This is a genomic window from Brevundimonas sp. UBA7507 (assembly GCF_002478355.1).
Taxonomy (GTDB): domain Bacteria; phylum Pseudomonadota; class Alphaproteobacteria; order Caulobacterales; family Caulobacteraceae; genus Brevundimonas; species Brevundimonas diminuta_D.
In genome coordinates this window covers 202355-223966 of the sequence record NZ_DLNP01000001.1, presented here as the reverse complement: position 1 = coordinate 223966, position 21612 = coordinate 202355, and the positions used below count along the sequence as shown (strand labels likewise).

22 protein-coding genes and 1 riboswitch are annotated in these 21612 nt (G+C 67.9%); of the genes, 13 read left to right on the top strand and 9 right to left on the bottom strand.

Features of this window, described 5'->3' with window-relative positions:
• The first annotated feature begins 75 nt into the window (after positions 1-75).
• The 4 genes from B3D50_RS01090 to B3D50_RS01075 are packed head-to-tail and all read left to right on the top strand — an operon-like array spanning position 76 to position 3562.
• Positions 76-1032, top strand: a complete 957-nt coding sequence (locus B3D50_RS01090; RefSeq protein WP_286948928.1) for an MBL fold metallo-hydrolase — start codon at positions 76-78, stop codon at positions 1030-1032.
• A gap of 35 nt (positions 1033-1067) precedes the next feature.
• Positions 1068-1481 (top strand): TIGR01244 family sulfur transferase, encoded by a 414-nt coding sequence (locus tag B3D50_RS01085; protein ID WP_286948926.1) that lies wholly within the window; start codon positions 1068-1070, stop codon positions 1479-1481.
• Positions 1482-1484: 3 nt separating this feature from the next.
• Positions 1485-2762 carry an NAD(P)/FAD-dependent oxidoreductase gene (locus tag B3D50_RS01080; protein ID WP_286948924.1) on the top strand — a complete coding sequence of 426 codons (1278 nt, stop codon included), beginning with the start codon at positions 1485-1487 and terminating at the stop codon, positions 2760-2762.
• Entirely contained in the window at positions 2762-3562 is an 801-nt protein-coding gene (locus B3D50_RS01075) for a sulfite exporter TauE/SafE family protein (protein WP_286948922.1), read from the top strand. The genes B3D50_RS01080 and B3D50_RS01075 overlap by 1 nt, the downstream gene beginning before the upstream one ends.
• Before the next feature lie 40 nt (positions 3563-3602).
• Here the strand turns inward: B3D50_RS01075 and adhP are convergent, their stop codons facing one another.
• The 4 genes from adhP to B3D50_RS01055 all read right to left on the bottom strand — a co-directional run bounded on the left by adhP (position 3603) and on the right by B3D50_RS01055 (position 7843).
• On the bottom strand, positions 3603-4637 hold the full coding sequence (adhP, locus tag B3D50_RS01070; protein ID WP_088411168.1) for an alcohol dehydrogenase AdhP: 1035 nt from the start codon (positions 4635-4637) through the stop codon (positions 3603-3605).
• 67 nt (positions 4638-4704) lie between these two features.
• Positions 4705-6222 (bottom strand): aldehyde dehydrogenase family protein, encoded by a 1518-nt coding sequence (locus B3D50_RS01065; protein ID WP_088411167.1) that lies wholly within the window; start codon positions 6220-6222, stop codon positions 4705-4707.
• Between the two features lie 148 nt (positions 6223-6370).
• Positions 6371-7342: a GAF domain-containing protein gene (locus B3D50_RS01060; protein ID WP_269299989.1), complete on the bottom strand. Its 972-nt coding sequence runs from the start codon at positions 7340-7342 to the stop codon at positions 6371-6373.
• Positions 7343-7417: 75 nt separating this feature from the next.
• A complete protein-coding gene (locus tag B3D50_RS01055) occupies positions 7418-7843 on the bottom strand; it encodes an RrF2 family transcriptional regulator (protein WP_286948916.1) in 426 nt (141 codons plus the stop codon).
• Positions 7844-7967: 124 nt separating this feature from the next.
• Between B3D50_RS01055 and B3D50_RS01050 the strand changes: the two genes are divergently transcribed.
• Positions 7968-8297 carry a DUF1971 domain-containing protein gene (locus B3D50_RS01050; protein WP_286948914.1) on the top strand — a complete coding sequence of 110 codons (330 nt, stop codon included), beginning with the start codon at positions 7968-7970 and terminating at the stop codon, positions 8295-8297.
• A gap of 55 nt (positions 8298-8352) precedes the next feature.
• Entirely contained in the window at positions 8353-9555 is a 1203-nt protein-coding gene (gene hmpA, locus B3D50_RS01045; protein ID WP_286948912.1) for an NO-inducible flavohemoprotein, read from the top strand.
• A gap of 47 nt (positions 9556-9602) precedes the next feature.
• On the opposite strand, the gene B3D50_RS01040 is transcribed toward hmpA, so the two are convergent.
• From B3D50_RS01040 to ispH, 3 genes are all read right to left on the bottom strand, one after another.
• Complete coding sequence (locus B3D50_RS01040; RefSeq protein ID WP_138141879.1) at positions 9603-9842, bottom strand: DUF6356 family protein; 240 nt, start codon at positions 9840-9842, stop codon at positions 9603-9605.
• A 110-nt stretch (positions 9843-9952) separates the two neighbouring features.
• Positions 9953-10408, bottom strand: a complete 456-nt coding sequence (locus B3D50_RS01035) for an Lrp/AsnC family transcriptional regulator (protein WP_003163725.1) — start codon at positions 10406-10408, stop codon at positions 9953-9955.
• A 34-nt stretch (positions 10409-10442) separates the two neighbouring features.
• Positions 10443-11414, bottom strand: a complete 972-nt coding sequence (ispH, locus tag B3D50_RS01030; RefSeq protein ID WP_286948908.1) for a 4-hydroxy-3-methylbut-2-enyl diphosphate reductase — start codon at positions 11412-11414, stop codon at positions 10443-10445.
• A gap of 159 nt (positions 11415-11573) precedes the next feature.
• Here ispH and B3D50_RS01025 point away from each other — a divergent pair, with 159 nt between their 5' ends.
• The 4 genes from B3D50_RS01025 (at position 11574) to B3D50_RS01010 (ending at position 16595) form a co-directional block, all read left to right on the top strand.
• A complete protein-coding gene (locus B3D50_RS01025; RefSeq protein ID WP_286948905.1) occupies positions 11574-12221 on the top strand; it encodes a Tat pathway signal sequence domain protein in 648 nt (215 codons plus the stop codon).
• 3 nt (positions 12222-12224) lie between these two features.
• Positions 12225-14024, top strand: a complete 1800-nt coding sequence (argS, locus tag B3D50_RS01020; protein WP_286948903.1) for an arginine--tRNA ligase — start codon at positions 12225-12227, stop codon at positions 14022-14024.
• 38 nt (positions 14025-14062) lie between these two features.
• Complete coding sequence (locus B3D50_RS01015; protein WP_286948901.1) at positions 14063-15073, top strand: adenosine deaminase; 1011 nt, start codon at positions 14063-14065, stop codon at positions 15071-15073.
• Between the two features lie 220 nt (positions 15074-15293).
• Positions 15294-16595, top strand: coding sequence for a type VI secretion protein ImpB (locus B3D50_RS01010; protein WP_286948899.1), 1302 nt, complete (start codon positions 15294-15296; stop codon positions 16593-16595).
• Here B3D50_RS01010 and pncA read toward each other — a convergent pair.
• Positions 16586-17224 (bottom strand): bifunctional nicotinamidase/pyrazinamidase, encoded by a 639-nt coding sequence (gene pncA / locus B3D50_RS01005; RefSeq protein WP_286948897.1) that lies wholly within the window; start codon positions 17222-17224, stop codon positions 16586-16588. The genes B3D50_RS01010 and pncA overlap by 10 nt on opposite strands.
• A 4-nt stretch (positions 17225-17228) precedes the next feature.
• Positions 17229-18197 carry a class 1 fructose-bisphosphatase gene (locus tag B3D50_RS01000; RefSeq protein ID WP_286948895.1) on the bottom strand — a complete coding sequence of 323 codons (969 nt, stop codon included), beginning with the start codon at positions 18195-18197 and terminating at the stop codon, positions 17229-17231.
• A 114-nt stretch (positions 18198-18311) separates the two neighbouring features.
• Positions 18312-18408, top strand: a riboswitch (glycine riboswitch).
• Between the two features lie 164 nt (positions 18409-18572).
• On the opposite strand from B3D50_RS01000, the gene gcvT reads away from it, so the two are divergent.
• From gcvT to gcvPA, 3 genes are all read left to right on the top strand, one after another.
• The gene (gene gcvT / locus B3D50_RS00995; protein ID WP_286948894.1) at positions 18573-19685 is read left to right on the top strand and encodes a glycine cleavage system aminomethyltransferase GcvT; all 1113 of its coding nucleotides are present in this window, start codon (positions 18573-18575) and stop codon (positions 19683-19685) included.
• Positions 19686-19773: 88 nt separating this feature from the next.
• Positions 19774-20139 (top strand): glycine cleavage system protein GcvH, encoded by a 366-nt coding sequence (gene gcvH, locus B3D50_RS00990; protein WP_123155206.1) that lies wholly within the window; start codon positions 19774-19776, stop codon positions 20137-20139.
• Between the two features lie 121 nt (positions 20140-20260).
• Entirely contained in the window at positions 20261-21607 is a 1347-nt protein-coding gene (gcvPA, locus tag B3D50_RS00985) for an aminomethyl-transferring glycine dehydrogenase subunit GcvPA (protein WP_286948893.1), read from the top strand.
• Positions 21608-21612 lie beyond the last annotated feature (5 nt).

Below are 21612 nucleotides of genomic sequence, written 5' to 3'. Positions count from 1 at the left end.
CGCTGAGGCCGCGCGCACCTTGAAAACATTTACTTGCATATAATATGTAAATATCTAATTGCTTGACTCAGATCAATGCGGAGAAACGCCGTGACCGACGCCCATATCGACCCCGCCCGCGATCACGCCGCGGACTTGATCCAGACCGCCCTGGCAGAAGCCAGCCGCCGCCCGGTCGTTAAATCCTTCTTTGACGAAGCCACCTTCACCGTCAGCCATGTCGTGCGCGACCCGAACTCCAGGGCCTGCGCCATCATCGACAGCGTGCTGGATTATGATCCCGCCTCTGGCCGCACCTCGACCGCCTCGGCCGACGCCCTGATCGCCTATGTCGAGGCCGAAGACCTTGAGGTTCACTGGCTGCTGGAGACCCACGCTCACGCCGATCACCTGTCGGCCGCGCCCTACCTGCAGGAACGCCTCGGCGGCCGCCTGGCTATCGGCCGCGACATCATCAAGGTGCAGGACGTCTTCGGCAAAGTGTTCAACGAGGGGACCGAGTTCCGCCGCGACGGCAGCCAGTTCGACCAACTTTTCGACGACGGCGACCGCTTCGCCATCGGCGGGCTTCAGGCCACGGCCCTGCACGTGCCCGGCCACACTCCGGCCTGTCTGGCCTATGTGATCGGCGACGCGGTCTTCCCCGGCGACACCCTGTTCATGCCCGATTACGGCACGGCGCGCTGCGACTTCCCCGGCGGAGACGCGCGGACGCTGTATCGCTCGATCAAGCGGCTGCTGTCCCTGCCCGCCGCGGCGCGCGTCTTCCTGTGCCACGACTACAAGGCGCCGCCCGCCCGCACCGAGTTCGCGTGGGAGACGACCATCGGCGATCAGTGCGCCTGCAACATCCACGTCCACGACGGCGTGACCGAGGATGAGTTCGTCCAGATGCGGAACGCCCGCGACGCCACCTTGTCCATGCCGCGCCTGATCCTGCCTTCGGTTCAGGTCAACATGAACGGCGGCCGGATGCCCGAGCCAGAAGACAACGGCGTCCGCTACCTGAAAATGCCCATCAACGCGCTCTGACGCGCTTCCTTTCCTCAAGCCTAGAGAACCGCCTCATGGACATCCGCCCCCTGGAAGACCGCCTGCACGTCTCGCCGCAGATCCTGCCTGAGGAGGTCCAGACGGCGGCCGCTCAAGGCTATCGCGCCATCATCTCCAACCGCCCCGACGCCGAAGAGTCGGGCCAGCCGATGACCGAGGACATCCGCGCCGCCGCCGAGGCCGCAGGCCTGACCTTCGTCCACATCCCCATTCGCGGCGGAGCCATGACGCCGGACGACGTAGCGCGCTTCAAGGCGGCGCTGGCCGAACTGCCCCAGCCCATCCTCGGCTACTGCCGCTCGGGCACCCGCACCACCTTCCTGTGGGCCCTGTCGCAGGCGGGCGAGCGCCCGGCCGAAGAGATCGTCGCCCTGGCCGCCGCCGCCGGCTACGACGTCTCGCCGCTCGGCCCGCGTCTGGAGGGCTGAGGCATGGCCCATCCGCAAGCTTCCGAAACCTGTGACGTCCTGATCGTCGGCGGCGGCGCCGCCGGGATCGCCACGGCGGCCAGCCTGCTGCGCCGCCGCCCCGGCCTTGACGTCGTGATCGTCGAGCCGTCCGAGCGCCACTATTACCAGCCCGGCTGGACCCTGGTCGGCGCGGGCGTCTTCACGCCCGAGCGCACCATGCGCGAGACCTGCCGCCTGATCCCCACGGGCGCCCGCTGGATCAAGGACAGCGTCGTCGACTTCGCGCCCGAGGCCGATCAGGTGCGCCTGTCGGACGGCCGCCGCATCGGCTATCGCGCCCTGGTCGCCGCGCCGGGCATCAAGCTGGACTGGAACGCCATCCCCGGCTTGAACGAGACGCTGGGCCGCAACGGCGTGACCTCCAACTACCGCTTCGATCTGGCGCCCTATACGTGGAAGCTGGTGCAGGAGCTTAAGGGCGGCCGCGCCCTGTTCACCCAGCCGCCCATGCCGATCAAATGCGCGGGCGCGCCTCAGAAGGCCCTGTATCTGTCAGCCGACCACTGGCAGCGCACCGACGCCCTCAAGGACGTGGACATCGAGTTCCACAACGCCGGGGCCGTGCTGTTCGGGGTCAAGGACTATGTCCCCGCCCTGATGAAATACATCGACCGCTACGGCGTCGACCTGCGCTTCAACTCGCGCCTGACCTCCATCGACGGCGAGGCGCGCAAGGCGACCTTCGCCGTCACCGACGCCGATGGGGCCGTCAGTGAGGTCGTCCGCGATTTCGACATGATCCACGTCTGCCCGCCGCAGACCGCGCCCGACTTCATTCGCAACAGCCCGCTGGCGGCTGACAGCGGCTGGATCGACGTCGACCAGTCGACGCTACACCACAACCGTCTCGACAATGTCTTCGGCCTGGGCGACGCCTGCTCGGCGCCCAACGCCAAGACCGCCGCAGCCGCCCGCAAACAGGCGCCGGTCGTGGCCGAGAACGTCATCTCCATGCTGGACGGCAAGGCGCTGAAGGCGGTCTACGACGGCTACGGCTCCTGCCCCCTTACGGTCGAGCGCGGCAAGATCGTGCTGGCCGAGTTCGGCTATGGCGGCAAGCTGCTGCCCAGCTTCCCGGCGTGGATGCTGGACGGGCGTCAGCCGACGCGCCGCGCCTGGCACCTGAAGGCGCAGGCCCTGCCGGAAATCTACTGGGTCGGGATGCTGAAGGGCCGCGAATGGCTTTGCGCCCCCGACTGCGTCGAGCCGGGCGTCGCCCCGCGAACGAAGGCCGCGTAATGAGCGAGTCGCTCAGCCTTTTGCAGTATGGCCTGGGCGCCGGGGCGGGGTCGCTGGTCGGCTTCACCCTGGGCCTGGTGGGCGGGGGCGGCTCAATCCTGGCCGTGCCGCTGATCGTCTATCTGGTGGGGGTGAAGGATCCGCACCTGGCCATCGGCACCAGCGCCTTCGCCGTGGCGGCCAACGCCTTCGCCAATCTGCTGAACCACGCCCGACACGGGGCGGTGAAGTGGAAGATCGCCCTGCTGTTCGCGGCGGCGGGCGTGGTCGGGGCGGCGCTGGGATCCAGCCTGGGCAAGGCCGTGGACGGGCAGAAGCTGCTGGCCCTGTTCGCCGTGCTGATGCTGATCGTCGGCGCCCTGATGCTGCGCGGCCGTTCGGCCGCGGGCGATCCGCATGTGACTCTGCACGCGGGCAATGCGCCCAAACTGGTCGGCACGGGCGCGGCCACGGGGATGCTGTCGGGCTTCTTCGGCATCGGCGGCGGCTTCCTGATCGTGCCCAGCCTGATGGGGTCGACCGGCATGCCCATCTATTACGCCGTCGGCTCGTCCCTGGTCGGCGTCACCGCCTTCGGCCTGACCACCGCCTTCAACTATGCGCTGGCGGGATGGGTGGACTGGCCGCTGGCGGCGGTCTTCATCGGCGGCGGCGTTCTGGGCGGGTTGGCGGGCGCGCGGCTGGCCAAACTGATGTCCAGCCGCAAGGGCCTGTTGAACAGCGTCTTCGCGGGCCTGATCTTCGTGGTGGCCCTCTATATGCTGTATCAGAGCGCCGTAGCCCTGAATCTGATCGGCTAGGCCTGCGGGCCGCCGCGCGAAACGACGGCCCGCAGCCTTTCTATCCGCCGATGGACATGACCACGCGACCTTCGATCTGGCCCTTGTGCATCCGGGCGAAGATGTCGTTGATGTTGTCCAGCGGCTCGATCGTGTTGATCGACTTCACCTTGCCGTCGGCGGCGAAGTCCAGCGCCTCCTGAAGGTCCAGACGCGTGCCGACGATCGAGCCGCGCACCGTCGTCCCGTTCAGCACCATGTCGAAGATAGACAGCGGGAAATCGCCCGCCGGCAGACCGTTCAGCGCCACGGTCGCCCCACGCGACGTCATCCCCAGCGCCTGTTCGAACGCCTTGGGCGAGACGGCGGTGACCAGCACGCCCTGGGCGCCGCCGTCGGTCTGACGCTTAATGTCGGCGGCGGGGTCGTTGGAGGTCTTGGCGTTGACCGTCACCGTCGCGCCCAACCGCCGAGCCAGATCCAGCTTGGCGTCGTCGATGTCGACCGCCGCCACGTTCAGCCCCATCGCCTTGGCGTACTGCACGGCCAGATGGCCCAGACCGCCGACGCCCGAGATCACCATCCAGTCGCCCGGCTTGGTGTCGGTCATCTTCAGGCCCTTGTAGACCGTGACCCCGGCGCACAGGATCGGCGCGATCTCCTCGAAGCCGATGTTGTCAGGCAGATGGCCGACGAAGTTCGGATCGGCCACCACATATTCGGCGAAGCTGCCGTTAACCGAATAGCCGGTGTTCTGTTGCTCGTGGCACAGGGTCTCCCAGCCGCCGAGGCAGTGTTTGCAGTGGCCGCAGGCGGTGTAGAGCCACGGCACGCCGACGCGGTCGCCTTCCTTGACGTGCTTGACCCCGGCGCCGACGCCCGAGACGTAGCCGACGCCTTCGTGACCCGGAATGAAGGGCGGGTTCGGCTTGACCGGCCAGTCGCCCTCGGCCGCGTGCAGGTCGGTGTGGCAGACGCCGGTGGCTTCAATCTTCACCTGGATCATGCCGGGGCCGGGCGTCGGGATCGGCGCGTCCTCGATCACCAGCGGCTTGCCGAACTCCCGCACGACGGCGGCCTTCATGGTTGCAGCCATGGTCTTTCCTCCTGGGTTGCAATCGCAAGACAAAAGGCGCGAACCGAAGTCCGCGCCTTGATGGAAATCAGAAGAAGCCCAATTTGTCCGGGCTGTAGCTGACCAGCAGGTTCTTGGTCTGCTGATAGTGATCCAGCATCATGCGGTGGTTCTCGCGCCCAATGCCCGACTTCTTGTAGCCGCCGAAGGCCGCGTGCGCCGGATACTGGTGGTAGCAGTTGGTCCAGACGCGGCCCGCCTGAACGGCGCGGCCCGCGCGATAGGCGGTGTTCATGTCGCGCGACCACACCCCGGCGCCCAGGCCGTATTCGGTGTCGTTGGCGATGGCGATAGCCTCTTCCAGCGTCTTGAACGTGGTCACGGCCAGAACGGGGCCGAAGATCTCCTCCTGGAATATCCGCATGTCGTTGGTGCCCTTGAACACCGTCGGCTTGACGTAATAACCGCCCGCCAGATCGTCCTTCAACACGGCCTGGTCGCCGCCGGTCAACACCTCGGCGCCCTCGTCCTTGCCGATCTTCAGATAGGACAGGATCTTCTTCAGCTGCTGGTCCGAGGCCTGGGCGCCGACCTGGGTGGTCGGGTCCAGCGGGTCGCCCTGCTTGATGGCCTCGACGCGGGCGATCGCCTTCTCGATGAAGGCCTCATAGATGTCTTCGTGGATCAGGGCGCGGCTGGGGCAGGTGCAGACCTCGCCCTGATTGAGCGCGAACATGGCGAAGCCTTCCAGCGCCTTGTCGAGGAAAGCGTCGTCGGCGTCCATCACGTCCTTGAAGAAGATGTTCGGCGACTTGCCGCCCAGCTCCAGCGTCACCGGAATGATGTTCTGGGTGGCGTATTCCATGATCTTCTGGCCGACGGCGGTCGAGCCGGTGAAGGCGATCTTGGCGATGCGCGGATTGGTGGCCAGCGGCTCGCCGACCTCGATCCCCGTGCCTGAGACGATGTTCAGCACGCCCGGCGGCAGGATGTCCTGGATCAGCTCGGCCAGCAGCAAGATGGAGGCCGGCGTCTGCTCAGCCGGCTTCAGCACGATGCAGTTGCCCGCCGCCAGAGCCGGGGCGATCTTCCACGCCGCCATCAGGATGGGGAAGTTCCACGGAATGATCTGGCCGACCACGCCCAGCGGCTCGTGGAAGTGATAGGCGACCGTGTCGTTGTCCAGCTCGGAAATGCCGCCTTCCTGCGCCCGGATGCAGCCGGCGAAATAGCGGAAGTGGTCAATGGCCAGCGGGATGTCGGCCGCGAGCGTCTCGCGCACCGGCTTGCCGTTGTCCCAGGTCTCGGCCTCGGCGATGGCCTGAAGGTTCTGCTCCATGCGGTCGGCGACGCGGTTCAGGATCAGGGCGCGCTGGGCGACGCTGGTCTTGCCCCAGCCGTCCCTGGCCGCGTGGGCGGCGTCCAGCGCCAGCTCGACGTCGGCCGCGTCCGAGCGAGCCACCTCGCACAGGACGCGGCCGTTCACCGGGGAGGTGTTCTCGAAATAGCGGCCGTTGACCGGCGCGACCCACTGGCCGCCGATGAAGTTGTCGTAGCGCGCCTTGTATTTCGGCGTCACGGCGCGGACGAATTCGGGTTTGGTCATGGGAACGGCCTCCTTGCGGTTTCCTTGGGCGCCGATTGTCGGCGTCGTTTGAGGCAAGGTCGGTCGGCCCGGCGGCCTGTTCCAGACGCCGCCCGGATGGTGCGGCGCACACCTGTCGCAGACTTGCGACAGTTTCCGTCGGGATCGGTCAGTTCAGGTCGATCAGGCCCAGACGGTGCAGCTTGCGGTGCAGGGTGGCGCGGCTGACGCCCAGGGCCCGCGCCGCCGCCGAGACATTGCCCCCGGTGCGGGCCAGGGCGCGACGCACCGCCCCGCGCTCGGCCTCCAGCAGATCGACCTCGACCTCGCCCGGCGTCAGCAGGTCGGAGGCCGGAAGTTGGGCCGCGATCCGCTCGTCGGTGATGGACAGGGACAGACGCGCCGCCCGCGTGGCCCCGATCACCAGATCGTCCCGGTCCACCGCCAGCAGGGCCGCCGTATTGCGCTCGCTGGCCCCGCCCGCCAGCACGATGCGCGCATCGGCGAAGGCCTGGCGGAAACTCTGCGCCTCGATCGCGCGCGCCGCATCGGCCACCGCCGCCGAGATCAGCCCGATGATCGCCTCGGTCGCATCCGCCCGACACGACGAGACGTCCAGCGCCCCGGCCAGCCGCCCCATGTGGTCGTGGATGGGGTGGGTGATGCAACTCAGCCCCGTGTTGCGGGCGTGGAAATGCTGTTCGCGATGGATGGTCACGGCGCGATGCTCGGCCAGGGCCGTGCCGATGCCGTTGGTGCCCTCGACCGCCTCGGACCAGACGGCTCCGGGCCAGAGACCCCAGCGGTGGAAGGTGTCGTCGTCCGCGGCCGCCCCGCGTCGCTCGACCGGCACCCCCTCGGCGTTGGTCAACAGGACGCAGCACCCCACCCCGCCGACGGCCAGGAACAGCCGGTCCAGCACGCCTTCGGCCGCGCGCGTCATCGGCTCCATCGCCTGCCGCGCCTCGCGCAACTGCTGCTCGGTGATGGTTTCGACCGCGCCGTGTTCGCCGGGGTCCAGGCCGTACAGGGTCACGGACCGACGCCACGACGCCGCCAAGGCCGAGCGCGCCCCGGCGCCCTCGTCATCCAGCGCCTGACGGATCAGGCTGGCGTGTTCATGTCGCACTCTATCGCCCATGGCCGCAGCCTCCCAGGGTCAAGGTCGACCCCGATCAGACCCCCAAGAGCGCCGAGCGTCAATGCGACCTTTGCTCTAGATCTCAGCCCGCTCGAACAGACCGGCCATGTCGACGCGGCGGCTGAGCAGGCCTTCCAGGGTGTAGCCGTCCAGCACCTTCATGAAGGCGGCCAGGGCCTGATGCAGGGCGCCCGTCAGGCCGCAGGCCGGGGCGATGATGCAACTGCCGCAGTCGACCAGATCGAAGCCGTCCTCGGTATGGCGCACCACGGCGCCGACGTTGATCTGATCCGGCGGACGCGCCAGCCGCACCCCGCCGAACCGCCCGCGCACGCTGACCAGATAGCCCGCGTTCACCAGATCGCTGACCACCTTCATCAGATGGTTCTGCGAAATGCCGTAGGCCTGGGCGATCTCCGCGATCGAGCACAGCCGATCCTGACGCGCGCCCAGATAGAGCAGCACCCGCATGGCGTAGTCGGTGTAGCGCGTCAGGCGCATTCAGCCTCTCGTGAGCTTTGGCGATCAGCGCGTTATCGCGCCGCAGAAAATTATATGCATCCTCGTTGCATGTTTCAAACGCGGGCTATAGATGCATTATCAATGTATCAATGGAGCGAAGGCGATGAACGGCCGCTCGCACAGTCAGACATCACAGCCGACGGACCGCCCCGACGCCGCTTCTGCGCCAGCGCCCTATCGCTCCACGCCGGTGTTCGACGCCGCCACCCTGCCCGCCGCCCTGCGAGCCGATCACAGCCTCAAGGCCGGAACCTGGGGCCTGATCCAGGTGCTGGAGGGCGAAGTTCGCCTGACCTATAGCGACCCTCACATGACCACCGTCCTGAAGCCCGGAACGCCGGGCCGCATCGGACCGCAGCAGGTTCATTTCGTCGAGCCGCTGGGGCCGATGAAGATGCGGGTCGACTTCTACGACCGGCCGCCCGACGGCTAGGGCGCGGCCTTTCCCCTTCCTCCCCTTCCCCATCGCAACGCCTAGGAGTTTCCTGATGGCTCAAGCCCTCAGCGAGCGCACGATCGCGCTTGTCAAAGCCACTGTCCCCGCGCTCGAGGCCCACGGCCTCGACATCGTCCGCGAGATGTATTCGCGGATGTTCCAGAACCCCGAAATCCGCGACCTGTTCAACCAGTCGCATCAGGGCGACGTCGGCTCGCAACCGCGCGCCCTGACCGGTGCCATCCTGGCCTACGCCAAGAACATCGACAACCTGGGCGCCCTGGCCGCCGCGGTCGAGCGCATCGCCCAGAAGCACGTCGGCCTGCAGATCCTGCCCGAACACTATCCCCATGTCGGAAACGCCCTGCTGGGTGCCATCGCCCATGTGCTGGGCGAGGCCGCGACCGAGGAGATCATGACCGCCTGGGGCGAGGCCTACTGGTTCCTGGCTAACATCCTGATCACCCGTGAGGCGGCCATCTATGAAGACCTGGCGGCGGCCCACGGCGGCTGGAACGGCTGGCGTGCCTTCGAGGTGGTCGAGGTGCGCCCCGAAAGCTCGGTCATCACCTCCTTCGTGCTGAAGCCCAAGGACGGCGGCCCGGTGCTGCGTCACCGACCGGGCCAGTATCTGACCTTCTGGTTCGATGTGCCCGGCCATGCGCCGATCAAGCGCAACTACTCCATCTCCTGCGCCCCGAACGACGAGACCTATCGCATCTCGGTCAAGCGCGAGGACAAGGGTCTGGCCTCGGGCTGGCTGCACGACAACGCCCGCGTCGGCATGGTGCTGAAGGTCGGCGCCCCGGCCGGCGACTTCTTCCTGCCCGAGACGCCGCCGCGCCCGGTCGTCCTGCTGTCCGGCGGCGTCGGCCTGACGCCCATGGTGTCGATGCTGGAGACTCTGGTAGCGGAGAAGACGGACACCGAGGTCCACTATGTCCACGGCGCCTATGACGCAGGAGTCCACGCCATGGGGCCGCACATCCGCGCCCTGACGGCGGCCCATCCGCGCGCGCGCAGCACCGTCTTCTATGAAGCGCCCGCCAATGACGGCGACGGCCATGACCACGCGGGGCGCATCTCCGGCGCCTGGCTGAGCCAGCAGACGCCGATCCAGGAGGCCGACTACTATCTGTGCGGCCCGCGCCCCTTCCTGCGCGCCCTGGTGTCGGACCTGCGCGACGCCGGCGTCCCGGCCGACCGCATCCACTATGAGTTCTTCGGCCCGGCGGACGAAATCCTCGCCGCCTGAGAACTCACGTCGAATCTGGGCCGTCGACGAGGCGGCCCAGGCTTCGCTCAATCCGGCTCGGTCGCCGCCAGACGAGCGGGGTCGACGCGATGCGTCACCATGCGGCGATGCAGATCGTTGATGACCCCGCTGCCCGTCTTGACGCACAGGCCCGGAAACACGGCGTGGACGAAGCAGGCCAGCGAGCCGACGAACATGGCCGCGCCGAACGAGGCGGCGACGCCCATGTGCTCCGTATAGCTCTCTCCGACCGAGGCCGGGTGATCGACGAACAGACGCTTGAGCATGAACCCTCCGCTACAGGCGACGGAGGATATCTCGATCCTCAGAGAGGATCATTTCTTTTCAATCTCCGAAACCAGCCAGAATAGAGAATATTATTCTCCCCGCAGGCTGATCAGAGCGGCAAGGCCGTCGTAAACTTGATCTGTTCCATGGCGAAGCTGGAGGAGACGTCGTCCAGCGGGGCGATGGCGATCAACCGGCGATAGAAGCGGTCATAGGCGGCGATGTCCTTGACCAGCACCTTGAGCAAATAGTCCACCTCGCCGCTCATCCGGTAGAATTCGACCACCTCGGGCAGGGCGGCGGCCTGTTTGAAGGTCTCCAGCCATTCGGCGTCGTGCCGCCGCGTCTTCACCGAGACGAAGACCACCAGCGGCAGGTCCAGCGCCTCGCGGTCCAAAAGAGCCACGCGCGCGGCGATGATCCCCGTATCCTGAAGCCGCTTCACCCGCTTCCAGCACGGCGTCTGCGTCAGGCCCACCCGCTCGGCCAATTCGGCGATGGGCACGGTGGCGTCGTCCTGCAGTATGGCCAGCAGGCGACGGTCGATGGCGTCCAGTCCGCTCATGTCGCGGCCCTCCCCGGCCGTTCCAGGCGCCGCCTCAGGCCGTCAGGGCGCGGGGCAATTTGAAGGTCACGGTCTCACGGGCGCCGTCGTCCTCGGTCACCGTCACGTCGAAGCGCGTGCCCAGCGCCTCGATCACCCCCTGCACCAGCGGCTCGGGCGCCGAGGCTCCGGCGGTCAGCCCGACCGTCTCGACCCCGTCGAACCAGCTCCAGTCCAGATCGCCCGCGTCATCGACCAGACGCGCGTCCCCGGCCCCCGCCTTCAGCGCCACATCGACCAGGCGCGCCGAGTTGGACGAGTTCTTGGACCCCACCACCAGCACCAGACCGCAGCCCTCGCCCAACCGCTTGACCGCCTCCTGACGGTTGGTGGTGGCGTAGCAGATGTCTTCCTTGTGCGGGTCGGGCAGTTCGGGGAAGCGCCGCTTCAGCGCCGCCAGGATCTCGGCCGTGTCGTCCACCGACAGCGTGGTCTGGGTGGCGTAGGCCAGCGGCTGATCGCCGGGGCGCTGGAAGGCTTCCGCGTCCTCGACCGTCTCGACCAGGCTGATGGCCCCGGCGGGCAGCTGGCCCATGGTGCCGACGACCTCGGGGTGGCCCGCGTGGCCGATCAGGATGACGTGGCGGCCCGCCGCGAAATTGCGCTCGGCCTCGACGTGGACCTTGGACACCAGCGGGCAAGTGGCGTCCAGAAACAGCATCTCACGCGAGCGGGCTGTGGCGGGCACCGACTTGGGCACGCCGTGGGCCGAGAAAACGACCGGCCGATCGTCCGGACACTCGTCCAGCTCCTTGACGAAGACGGCGCCCAGCCCTTTCAGCCGGTCGACGACGTGGCGGTTGTGAACGATCTCGTGGCGCACATAGACGGGGGCGCCGTATTTCTCGATCGCGCGCTCGACGATCTGGATGGCCCGATCCACCCCCGCGCAGAACCCCCGTGGCGTCGCCATGCGGACGGACAGGGGGCGGCGTTGAAACTGTGAGGGCGAAACAGGCGCGTTCATGGCCCGGAACCTAGTCCTTCGCGCGCGCTCTCGCCACCTTCATCGCCGAGTGATGCGCGCGCCGTTTGCCGCGCCTCGCTTTAGCCGCTATCACCACCCAGCGTGGCCCGTTCGGGCGTCTGAACGGCCCCGCCTTCATCGACTGCCGGAAAGCTCCTGATGCGTCGCGTCCTGACCGCCCTCGCCGCCCTCTCCCTCTCGGCCGCGCTGATCCCTCACGCCGCCGCTGCCCAGAGCGGTCGCCCCCAAGGCGGCCAGCAGGGCGGCCAGAAGGCCGAGCAGGCGCCGTCGCGTCCCATGCGCATCGCGCCGCTGAGCCGACGCGCCAACGCCGGTCCGTGCCCGTATGTGAAGATTCTCTACGACGCGGCCCGCTTCGTCGAACTGTCCAGCTATGAGCAGCCCACGACCAACGGCGTCGGCTTCACCGGCGAGATCGAAGGCGTCAGCTCCGACTGCGTCTATCGCGAGTCCGACCCGATCCGTCTGGACGTCAACCTGCTGTTCAGCCTGGGCAAGGGCCCGCAGGCCGAGGGCGACGCCCGCACCTATCGCTACTGGATCGCCGTGACCGAGCGGAACTCCGCCGTACTGGCCAAGGAATATTTCGACCTGCCGGTGACCTTCGGCGGCGCCGACCGCACCCAGGCCGAGGCCAGCCAGACCATCGTCATCCCGCGCGCCGACGCCACCACCAGCGGCGGCAATTTCGAAGTCCTGATCGGCTTCGACGTCACGCCGCAGATGGCCGAGTTCAACCGATCCGGCAGCCGATTCCGTCCGACTGCGGGCCAACAGACCAACTAAGACATGACCGACCTCAAGACTTCTCTCAGCGAAGCGGTCGGAGCCGCCTTCGCCGCCGAAGGCGTGGACAAGGCCCTGGCCCGCGTCACCGCGTCCGACCGTCCCGATCTGGCCGACTTCCAGTCGAACGGCGCCCTGGCCGCCGCCAAGGCGCTGAAGGCCAATCCGCGCGAACTGGCCGCCAAGGTGGCCGAGCGTCTGGCCGCCGATCCGCGTCTCAGCTCGGTCGAGGTCGCCGGTCCCGGCTTCATCAACATGAAGCTGTCGAACGCGGCCCTGGCCCAGCGCGCGGCCGAGGTCGCGGCGGATAAGGAACTGGCCGGCGCCTCGCGCGTCGAGCCGCGCAAGGTGGTCATCGACTACGGCGGCCCGAACGTGGCCAAGCCCATGCACGTTGGCCACCTGCGCAGCGCCATCATCGGCGAGAGCCTGAAGCGGTTGTTCCGCTTGCGCGGCGATGACGTCACCGGCGACGCCCACTTCGGCGACTGGGGCTTCCAGATGGGCCTGCTGATCACCGCCTGCGGCGACGAAGGGCTAGCCGACGCCTTCATGGCCGAGGGCGACGGCCCCTTCCCGGCCGAGACGCCCGTCACCTTGGCGGACCTCGACCGCCTCTATCCGCTGGCGGCGGGCAAGGCCAAGGAAGACCCCGCCTTCCGCGACCGCGCCCGCAAGGCGACGGCTGAACTGCAGGGCGGCCGCCCCGGCTATCGCGCCCTGTGGCAGCATTTCGTCGCCGTCAGCCGCGAAGCGCTGAAGCGCGAATATGACGATCTGTCGGTCGACTTCGACCTGTGGAACGGCGAGAGCGACGCCGATCCCCTGATGGGCGAGATGATCGCCGATCTGAAGGCCAAGGGCCTGCTGGTCGAGGACGACGGCGCCCAGGTGGTCCACGTCGCCCGCGACGGCGAGACGCGCAAGAAGAAGCTGGCCGACGGCTCGGTGATCGAGGCCCCGTCGCCCCCGCCCCTGCTGGTCATCAGCTCCGAAGGCTCGGCCATGTACGGCACGACCGACCTGGCGACGATCCTGGACCGCAAGAAGTCGATCGGCCCGGACCTGATCCTCTACGTCGTCGACGAGCGTCAGGCCGAGCATTTCGAACAGGTCTTCCGCGCCGCCTATCTGGCCGGCTACGCCCCCGAGAAGTCGCTGGAGCACCTTGGCTTCGGCACCATGAACGGCGCCGACGGCAAGCCGTTCAAGACCCGCGCCGGCGGCGTTCTGAAGCTGCGCGACCTGATCGACATGGCAACCGAAAAGGCGCGCGAGCGTCTGCACGAGGCCAAGCTGGGCGACGACCTGCCCGCCGAGGAGTTCGAGGACATCGCCCATAAGGTGGCGGTCGCCGCGCTGAAGTTCTCGGACCTGTCGAACAACCGCACCACCAGCTACGTCTTCGACCTCGACCGCTTCATGAGCTTCGAGGGCAAGACCGGCCCCTATCTGCTGTATCAGGCCGTGCGAGTGAAATCCCTGCTGCGCAAGGCGGCGGAACAGGGCGTGGCCCTGGCCCCCATCGTCATCGAGGAAGCCGCCGAACGCGATCTGGCCCTGACGCTGGACGCCTTCGACGCGGCCACGGCCGACGCCTATGACAAGCGTTCGCCCAATCTGATCGCCGAGCACGCCTATCGGCTGGCCCAGAGCTTCTCGAAATTCTACGCCGCCTGCCCGATCCTGGTCGCGCCGGACGCGGCGACCAAGGGCTCGCGCCTGGCCCTGGCCGCCGCGACCCTGCACCAGCTGGAGACGGCGCTACGCCTGCTGGGCATCGAGACGCCCGAGCGGATGTAATGTGATAAGGGGGAGGCGACCGCCAAGGAGCCTCCCTCATGTCCCTCGACGCCTTCATCGCCGGCCTGCCCAAGGCCGAACTGCACCTGCACATCGAAGGCTCGCTCGAGCCCGAACTGATGTTCGAACTGGCGCAGCGCAACGGCGTCGCCATCCCCTACGACAGCGTCGAGGCCGTGCGCGCGGCCTATGACTTCTCGAACCTGCAGGACTTCCTCGACATCTATTACGCGGGCGCCGCCGTGCTGCTGACGCGTCAAGACTTCGAGGATCTGGCCTTCGCCTATTTCCAGCGCGCCGCCGCCGACAACGTCCGCCACGCCGAGATCTTCTTCGACCCCCAGACCCATACCGACCGGGGCGTGCCCTTCGCCGTCGTGGTCGAGGGCCTGATCGCGGGCATGGACCGCGCGAAGAGCGAGTTGGGCGTCACCAGCGGCCTGATCCTCAGCTTCCTGCGCCACCTCAGCGAGGACGAAGCCTTCGCCACGCTGGAGGCCGCCAAGCCCTATCTGCATCACTTCATCGGCGTCGGACTGGATTCGTCCGAGGTCGGCCACCCGCCGTCGAAGTTCCAGCGCGTCTTCGCCGCCGCGCGCGACCTGGGGCTGAAGCTGTGCGCCCATGCGGGCGAGGAAGGCCCGCCCGAATACGTCCGCGAGGCGCTGGACCTGCTGCACATCGACCGCATGGACCACGGCAACCGCTCGATGGAGGACGAGGCCCTGATCGCCCGCCTGGCCGCCGAACAGATGACGCTGACCGTCTGCCCCCTGTCGAACCTGAAGCTGTGCGTGGTCAGGGATCTGAAGGACCACCCAGTCCCCGAAATGCTGCGTCGGGGCCTGCACGTCACCCTGAACTCGGACGACCCCTCCTACTTTGGCGGCTATGTGAACGCCAACTATATCCAGTTGGCCGAGGCGGTCGGCCTGACGCGCGAGCAGGTGACGCAACTGGCCAAGAACAGCTTTGAGGGCAGCTTCCTCAGCGACGCCGACAAGGCGGAGCGGATCGCCGAGGTCGACGCCTACGCGGCGGCCAACTGAGTCATCCCTCCCCCACTGCCGTCATCCTCGGGCTTGACCCGAGGATCCAGGGCGGCCTTTGCGGGACGCAGGATGCTTATAGGGCCGCGGCCTGATGGACAGGGCGTGCTGGCGGAACGCTGGATCCTCGGGTCAAGCCCGAGGATGACGGCGGAGAGAAGAAGGCCGATTACCCCACATCCGACTCCCCCGGCCCCAACGTTCCTGATATGTTCACATCATGGAGCACCCCGGCCGACAGCCTGATGAAGACCCCACCGGGCTGCGTTGGTTGTTCGTCGACCTGAACGCCTTCTTCGCCAGCGTCGAGCAGCAGCAGAACCCCGACTGGCGCGGCAAGCCCGTCATCGTCCGCCCGGCGATCAGCGAATACACCGGCGCCATCGCCGCCAGCTATGAGAGCAAGGCCTTCGGCGTCCGCACCGGGATGCAGGTGGCCGAGGCGCGCCGCCTGTGCCCCGGCCTGATCGTCGCCGAGGCGCGGCCCGACCTCTATGTCCAGATCCACAAGCAGATCATGGCCGAGATCGACCGCCATGTGCCGGTGTGGAAGGTCGGCTCCATCGACGAATGCTCGTGCCAACTGATCGGGCCGGAGCGCCGCGAGGCGAACGCCGTCGCCCTGGCCCGGCGCATTCAGGCGGGCATTCTGAAGAATGTCGGAGAGTGCCTGCGGTCATCCATCGGATTGGCGCCGTCGCGGTTTCTGGCCAAGACGGCCTGCGGCATGAAGAAGCCCGCCGGGCTGACCATATTGCGCGCCGACGAACTGCCCGGCGCCATCCTGCACCTGCCGCTGTCGCAGTATCCGGGCGTCGGCTCGCGCATGCAGCAAAGGCTGGCCGCGGCGGGCGTCACGGACACGGCGGGCCTGTGGAACATGTCGGCAAAGGAGGCGCGCGCGGTCTGGAACAGCATTGAGGGCGAGCGCATCTGGCGCGGCCTGCACGGTCTCGACAGCGAGCCGACGCCGGTCAAACCGCCCGCCTCCATCAGCCACAGCCATGTGCTGGCGCAGGCCATGCGCAACCCGGACAAGGCGCGGGCGGTCGCGCGGCGGCTGATGGTCAAGTGCGGGGCGCGGCTGCGGCGGATGGGGCTGACCGGCGCAGGCATCAGCCTGCATCTCGACATGGGACCGAAGGTGACCAAGCGCGGCTGGGACACGACGGGCCTGACCCGCGCCGTCGCCCCGACGCAGGACACCTTCGCCCTGCTGGCTGCGCTGGACGCGCTGTGGCGCCGGGTCGAGCCGGAACTGGAGGCCGGGCGGTTGAGCTATGTCGGCGTCGGCGTCCACGGCCTGACGGCGCGCGACGCCTTTGAGGCCGACCTGTTCGACATCGGCCCGGATCAGGGCGGCGACGCGCCATCCTTACGCCTGTCGCAGGCGCTGGATGCGCTGAACAAACGCTATGGCAAGGACACGGTCAGCATCGGCCCCAAGGCGGGCCTGCCCGACTATATCGGCGCCAAGATCGCCTTCACCCGCATCCCCGACGAGGCGGACTTTTATGAGTGAGAGATCAGGTCTGCGGCCGCGATCTCGGCGATCTTCAGCGCGCTGAAACTGGTCTTGGCGGCAGCCGCCGTCTCCGGGGCGATGGCGCGGCAGGCGTCCGCGATGACCACGGCTTCAAAGCCTTCGCGCACCGCGTCCTCGGCGGTGAAGCGGACGCAGTAGTCATAGGCCAGACCGCACAGGAAGACGCGCTTTACGCCCAGATCACGCAGCAGCCCCGCCAGACCGGTCGCCGTCCTGTGGTCGTTCTCATAGAAGCCCGAGTAGCTGTCGACCGCCGGATTATAGCCCTTGCGGACCACGGCCAGCGCCTTGGTCACGGCAGGCGCCGCGTCGGGATGGAAGTCCGCGCCCGGCGTCCCCTGCACGCAGTGATCCGGCCATAACATCTGGGGGCCGTAGGCGACCTCGATCTGCGTGAAGGACGCCGCGCCCGCGTGGTTGGAGGCGAAGCTGATCTGGTCCGGCGTGTGCCAGTCCTGGGTGGCGATGACGGTCGTGAACCGTTCGGCCAGCCGATTGATCAGGGGCATGATCGCCGCCCCGCCCTGAACCGCCAGGGCGCCGCCTTCGCAGAAGTCGTTCTGGGCGTCGATGACCAGAAGGGCGTCAGAAGCGGCGATCTGCATGGCCTCAGGCCGCCGCGATCTGGTCGACTTCGTTGGCCGAGCCGAGCACGACCGGCACCCGCTGGTGCAGTTCGGTCGGGATCACGTCCATGATGGCCTGCTTGCCGTCGGTGGTGGATTTGCCGCCCGCCTGCTCGACCAGGAAGGACATGGGGTTGCCTTCGTACATCAGGCGCAGCTTGCCCGGCTTGTTCGGCTCGCGCTTGTCCCACGGATAGAGGAAGACGCCGCCGCGCATCAGGATGCGGTGCACGTCGGCCACCATGGCGGCGACCCAGCGCATGTTGAAATTCTTGCCGCGCGGGCCGTCGGCGCCCTTCAGGCAGCCGTCGACATAGCGCTGGACGCTCTCGGCCCAGTGGCGCTGGTTCGACATGTTGATGGCGAACTCTTTCGTATCCGCCGGAATGCGCACGTCCTCATGCGTCATCAGCCAGCGGCCATCGGGCGCCAGGGTGAAGCCCGCCACCCCCTTGCCCGTGGTCAGCACCAGCATGGCCTGACCGGCGTAGACGGCGTAGAGCGCCGCGACCTGCTGACGGCCCGACTGCAGGAAGTCGGCCTCGGTCGGCGTCGCCGACGGCGCCTTCAGCACCGAGACGATGGTGCCGACCGGCGCATTGATGTCGATGTTGGACGAGCCGTCCAACGGGTCGAACAGCACCAGATATTCGCCTGCCGGATTGGTCGCCGGTTGCACCGTGTCCATTTCCTCGGACGCCACGCCCGCCACCGCCGGATTGGCCAGCAACGCCTCGGTCAGGATGTCGTTGGCGATGACGTCGAGCTTCTTCTGTTCCTCGTCCTGCACATTGACGGCGCCCGACGCGCCCAGCGCCCCGACCAGGGCGCCGCCCGCCACCACCTGACGGATCTCGACGCAGGCGGCGGCCGCCGTCGTCAGCGTCTCGACCAGTCCCTGCGGCAGGTCGAGGGAGGCGAGGTGGGCGGCGAGATCGGTGCGGGCGGTCATGTCGTCCTTGAAATCCTGTGGGCGAAGCGCGGTTCCCCCCCTCATGGCCGCTCGGATCGATCGCGGCAAGTCCGGCGCCGCTTGACTTCGCGCCGGAGTCGGGGCCTTAGGTCGAACGCTCTCGCGGGAGAGATCGGGTCCGTTCGCGGCGCCCGGAGCCGAAGGCGCAACCGCCCCGGAAACGCTCAGGCAAAAGGACCGCGAAAGCGCACGGACGCTGGAAAGTCGCCGAAGGGTCGTCAAGAATCCGAGGGCGCGCCGACGGAGCAAGGCCGCCCCTTGGGAGGGAACGGTCGAAATCTCTCAGGCTTCAGGACAGCGGGGGCGCGACGACGGCGGAGCTATCGCCGCAACCCGCGACCCGGAGGCGACGCCATGAGCGATCAGGCCCTTAAGACTACCCCCCTCAACGCCGCGCACCGCGCGCTTGGCGCCCGCATGGTCGGCTTCGGCGGCTATGACATGCCGGTCCAGTATGAAGGGGTGCTGGCCGAGCACCGCTGGACCCGCGAGCACGCCGGCCTGTTCGACGTCTCCCACATGGGTCAGGCGCGCATCACCGGCGCCGACGCCATCGCCCAGTTCGAGCGCTTCGTGCCCGGCGACTATGCGATCGTGAAGCCCGGCAAGCAGAAATACTCCCTGCTTCTGAACGGCCAGGGCGGGATCATGGACGACCTGATGGCGGGCAAGCCGTTCGAGGACGGCCTCTACGTCGTCGTCAACGCGGGCAACAAGGACGCCGACTTCGCCTTCCTGAGCGCCAATCTGTTCGGCGACGCCAAGCTGGAGGTGCTGGACCGCGCCCTGCTGGCCATCCAGGGGCCCGAAGCCGCCGAGGTCGTGGCCAAGCACGAACCGGCGCTGGGCGACATGGGCTTCATGGACTGCCGCACCATCCGTCTGTTCGACGAAGACTGCATCGTCTCGCGCTCGGGCTACACCGGCGAGGACGGCTATGAGATTTCGGTTCCGGCCGCCGCCGCAGAGCGTGTGTGGAACCTGCTGCTGACCGACGCGCGCGTGAAGCCGGTCGGTCTGGGGGCGCGCGACAGCTTGCGCCTGGAGGCCGGTCTGCCGCTGCACGGCCACGACATCGACGCCGAGACCACCCCGGTCGAGGCCGCCCTGACCTTCGCCCTGTCCAAGTCGCGCAAGGAACGCGCCGACTTCGCCGGGGCCGAGACCATCCTGAAGCAACTGGCCGACGGCCCGGCCCGCGTCCGCGTCGGCCTGCACGTCAAGGAAGGCGCCCCGGCCCGCGAAGGCGCCGAGATCGCCGACGCCGACGGCGCCGTGATCGGCAAGGTCACCTCGGGCGGCCCCTCGCCGACGCTGGGGCACAACATCGCCATGGGCTACGTCCCCCCGGCCTTCGCCGAGCTGGGCACGACCCTGAAAGTCCTGGTGCGTGGCCGTCCCGCCGCCGCCGAAGTCATCGCCACGCCTTTCGTGGCGACCCGCTACTATCGGAAGCCGAAGGCGTAACGCCTTCCCTTCGTCAGCCTCGGCCTTGCCGCCGAGGATCCAGCATTGAAACACGGCCTGGGCCACAGGCTTCATGAGGAAGACCAAGATGAAGTTCACCAAGGATCACGAGTGGGTTCGCCTCGACGGCGACGTCGCCACGGTCGGCATCTCCAAGCACGCCGCTGACGCCCTGGGCGACGTGGTGTTCGTCGAAACGCCGGAAGCGGGCAAGACCGTCTCGGTCGGCGACAGCTTCGCCGTCGTGGAATCGGTCAAGGCCGCCTCGGACGTCTACGCCCCCATCGCGGGCGAAGTGATCGAGGGCAACGCCGCCCTGGCCGACGCTCCGGAAACCGTCAACGCCGATCCCGAAGGCGAAGGCTGGTTCGCCAAGATCAAGGTGTCCGACGCCTCGGTGCTGGACGGCCTGATGGATCAGGCCGCCTACGACGCCTACCTGACCACCCTCTAAGACCCGCCGTCGTCCCCGGACGGCGCGGCGCGCCGATCCGGGATCGCCGGATTCCCCGCCGCTTGAAGCGCTCCCGGAGCGTCGCCCCGCGCGACCTCCGGGATGCCGCCGAGGACTTGTAATGCGCTACCTCCCCCTGACGCCCGACGACCGTGAGGCCATGCTGGCCGCCATCGGCGCCAAATCCATCGACGAACTCTTTGTCGACGTGCCACAGGCCGCGCGCCGCGACGGCTTCGTCGACCTGCCCCGCGTGGCGGGCGAACTGGAGGTCGAACGCGCCCTCTCGGCCATGGCGAGCAAGAACGCCACGGCGGGAACCGTCCCCTTCTTCTGCGGCGCCGGCGCCTATAAGCACCACATCCCGGCCACCGTGGACCATGTGATCCAGCGGTCGGAGTTCCTGACCAGCTACACCCCCTACCAGCCGGAAATCGCGCAGGGGACGCTGCAGTACCTGTATGAGTTCCAGACCCAGGTCGCGAACCTGACCGGAATGGAAGTCGCCAACGCCTCGCTTTATGACGGCTCGACCGCCATGGCCGAGGGCGTGCTGATGGCCACCCGCGTGACCCGCCGCAACAAGGCCGTCATCTCGGGCGGGGTCCACCCGCACTACGTCAAGGCGACCGAGACCGTGGTCCACGCCGTCGGCGTCGAGACCGAAGCCCTGACCGCCGCCGTTGACGCCGAAGACGCCGTCATCGCCGCCATCGACAAGGACACGGCCTGCGTCGTCGTCCAGACCCCCAACGTCTTCGGCACCGCCACCGACGTGACCAAGATCGCCGAGGCCGCCCACGCCGCCGGCGCCCTGCTGATCGTCGTGGTGACGGAAGCCGTGTCGATGGGCCTGCTGAAGTCGCCCGGCGAAATGGGCGCCGACATCGTCGCGGCCGAAGGCCAGTCGATCGGCAACGCCCTGAACTTCGGCGGTCCCTACATCGGCCTGTTCGCCACCCGCGAGAAGCTGCTGCGCCAGACGCCCGGCCGCTACTGCGGCGAGACGGTGGACGCCGAGGGCAAGCGCGGCTTCGTCCTGACCCTGTCGACGCGCGAGCAGCATATCCGCCGCGACAAGGCCACGTCGAACATCTGCACCAACTCGGGCCTCTGCTGCCTGGCGTTCAGCATCCACATGAGCCTGCTGGGCGAGACGGGCCTGCGCCAGCTGGCCCTGCTGAACCACGAAAAGGCGGTCGCCACGCGCGACGCTCTGGCCGCCATTCCGGGCGTCGAGATCCTGACCCCGCGCTTCTTCAATGAGTTCGCGGTCAAGCTGCCGAAGAACGCCGCTGAAGTCGTTCAGACCATGGCCGACAACGGCATCCTGTGCGGCGTGCCTTACAGCCGTCTGGCGCCGGATGCGGGCCTCGACGACGTCCTGCTGGTCGCCGCCACCGAGACGACGCTGGACGCCGACATCCAGATCCTGGCGGGTGCGCTCGCCAAGGTTCTGGCCGCCTAAGGGGA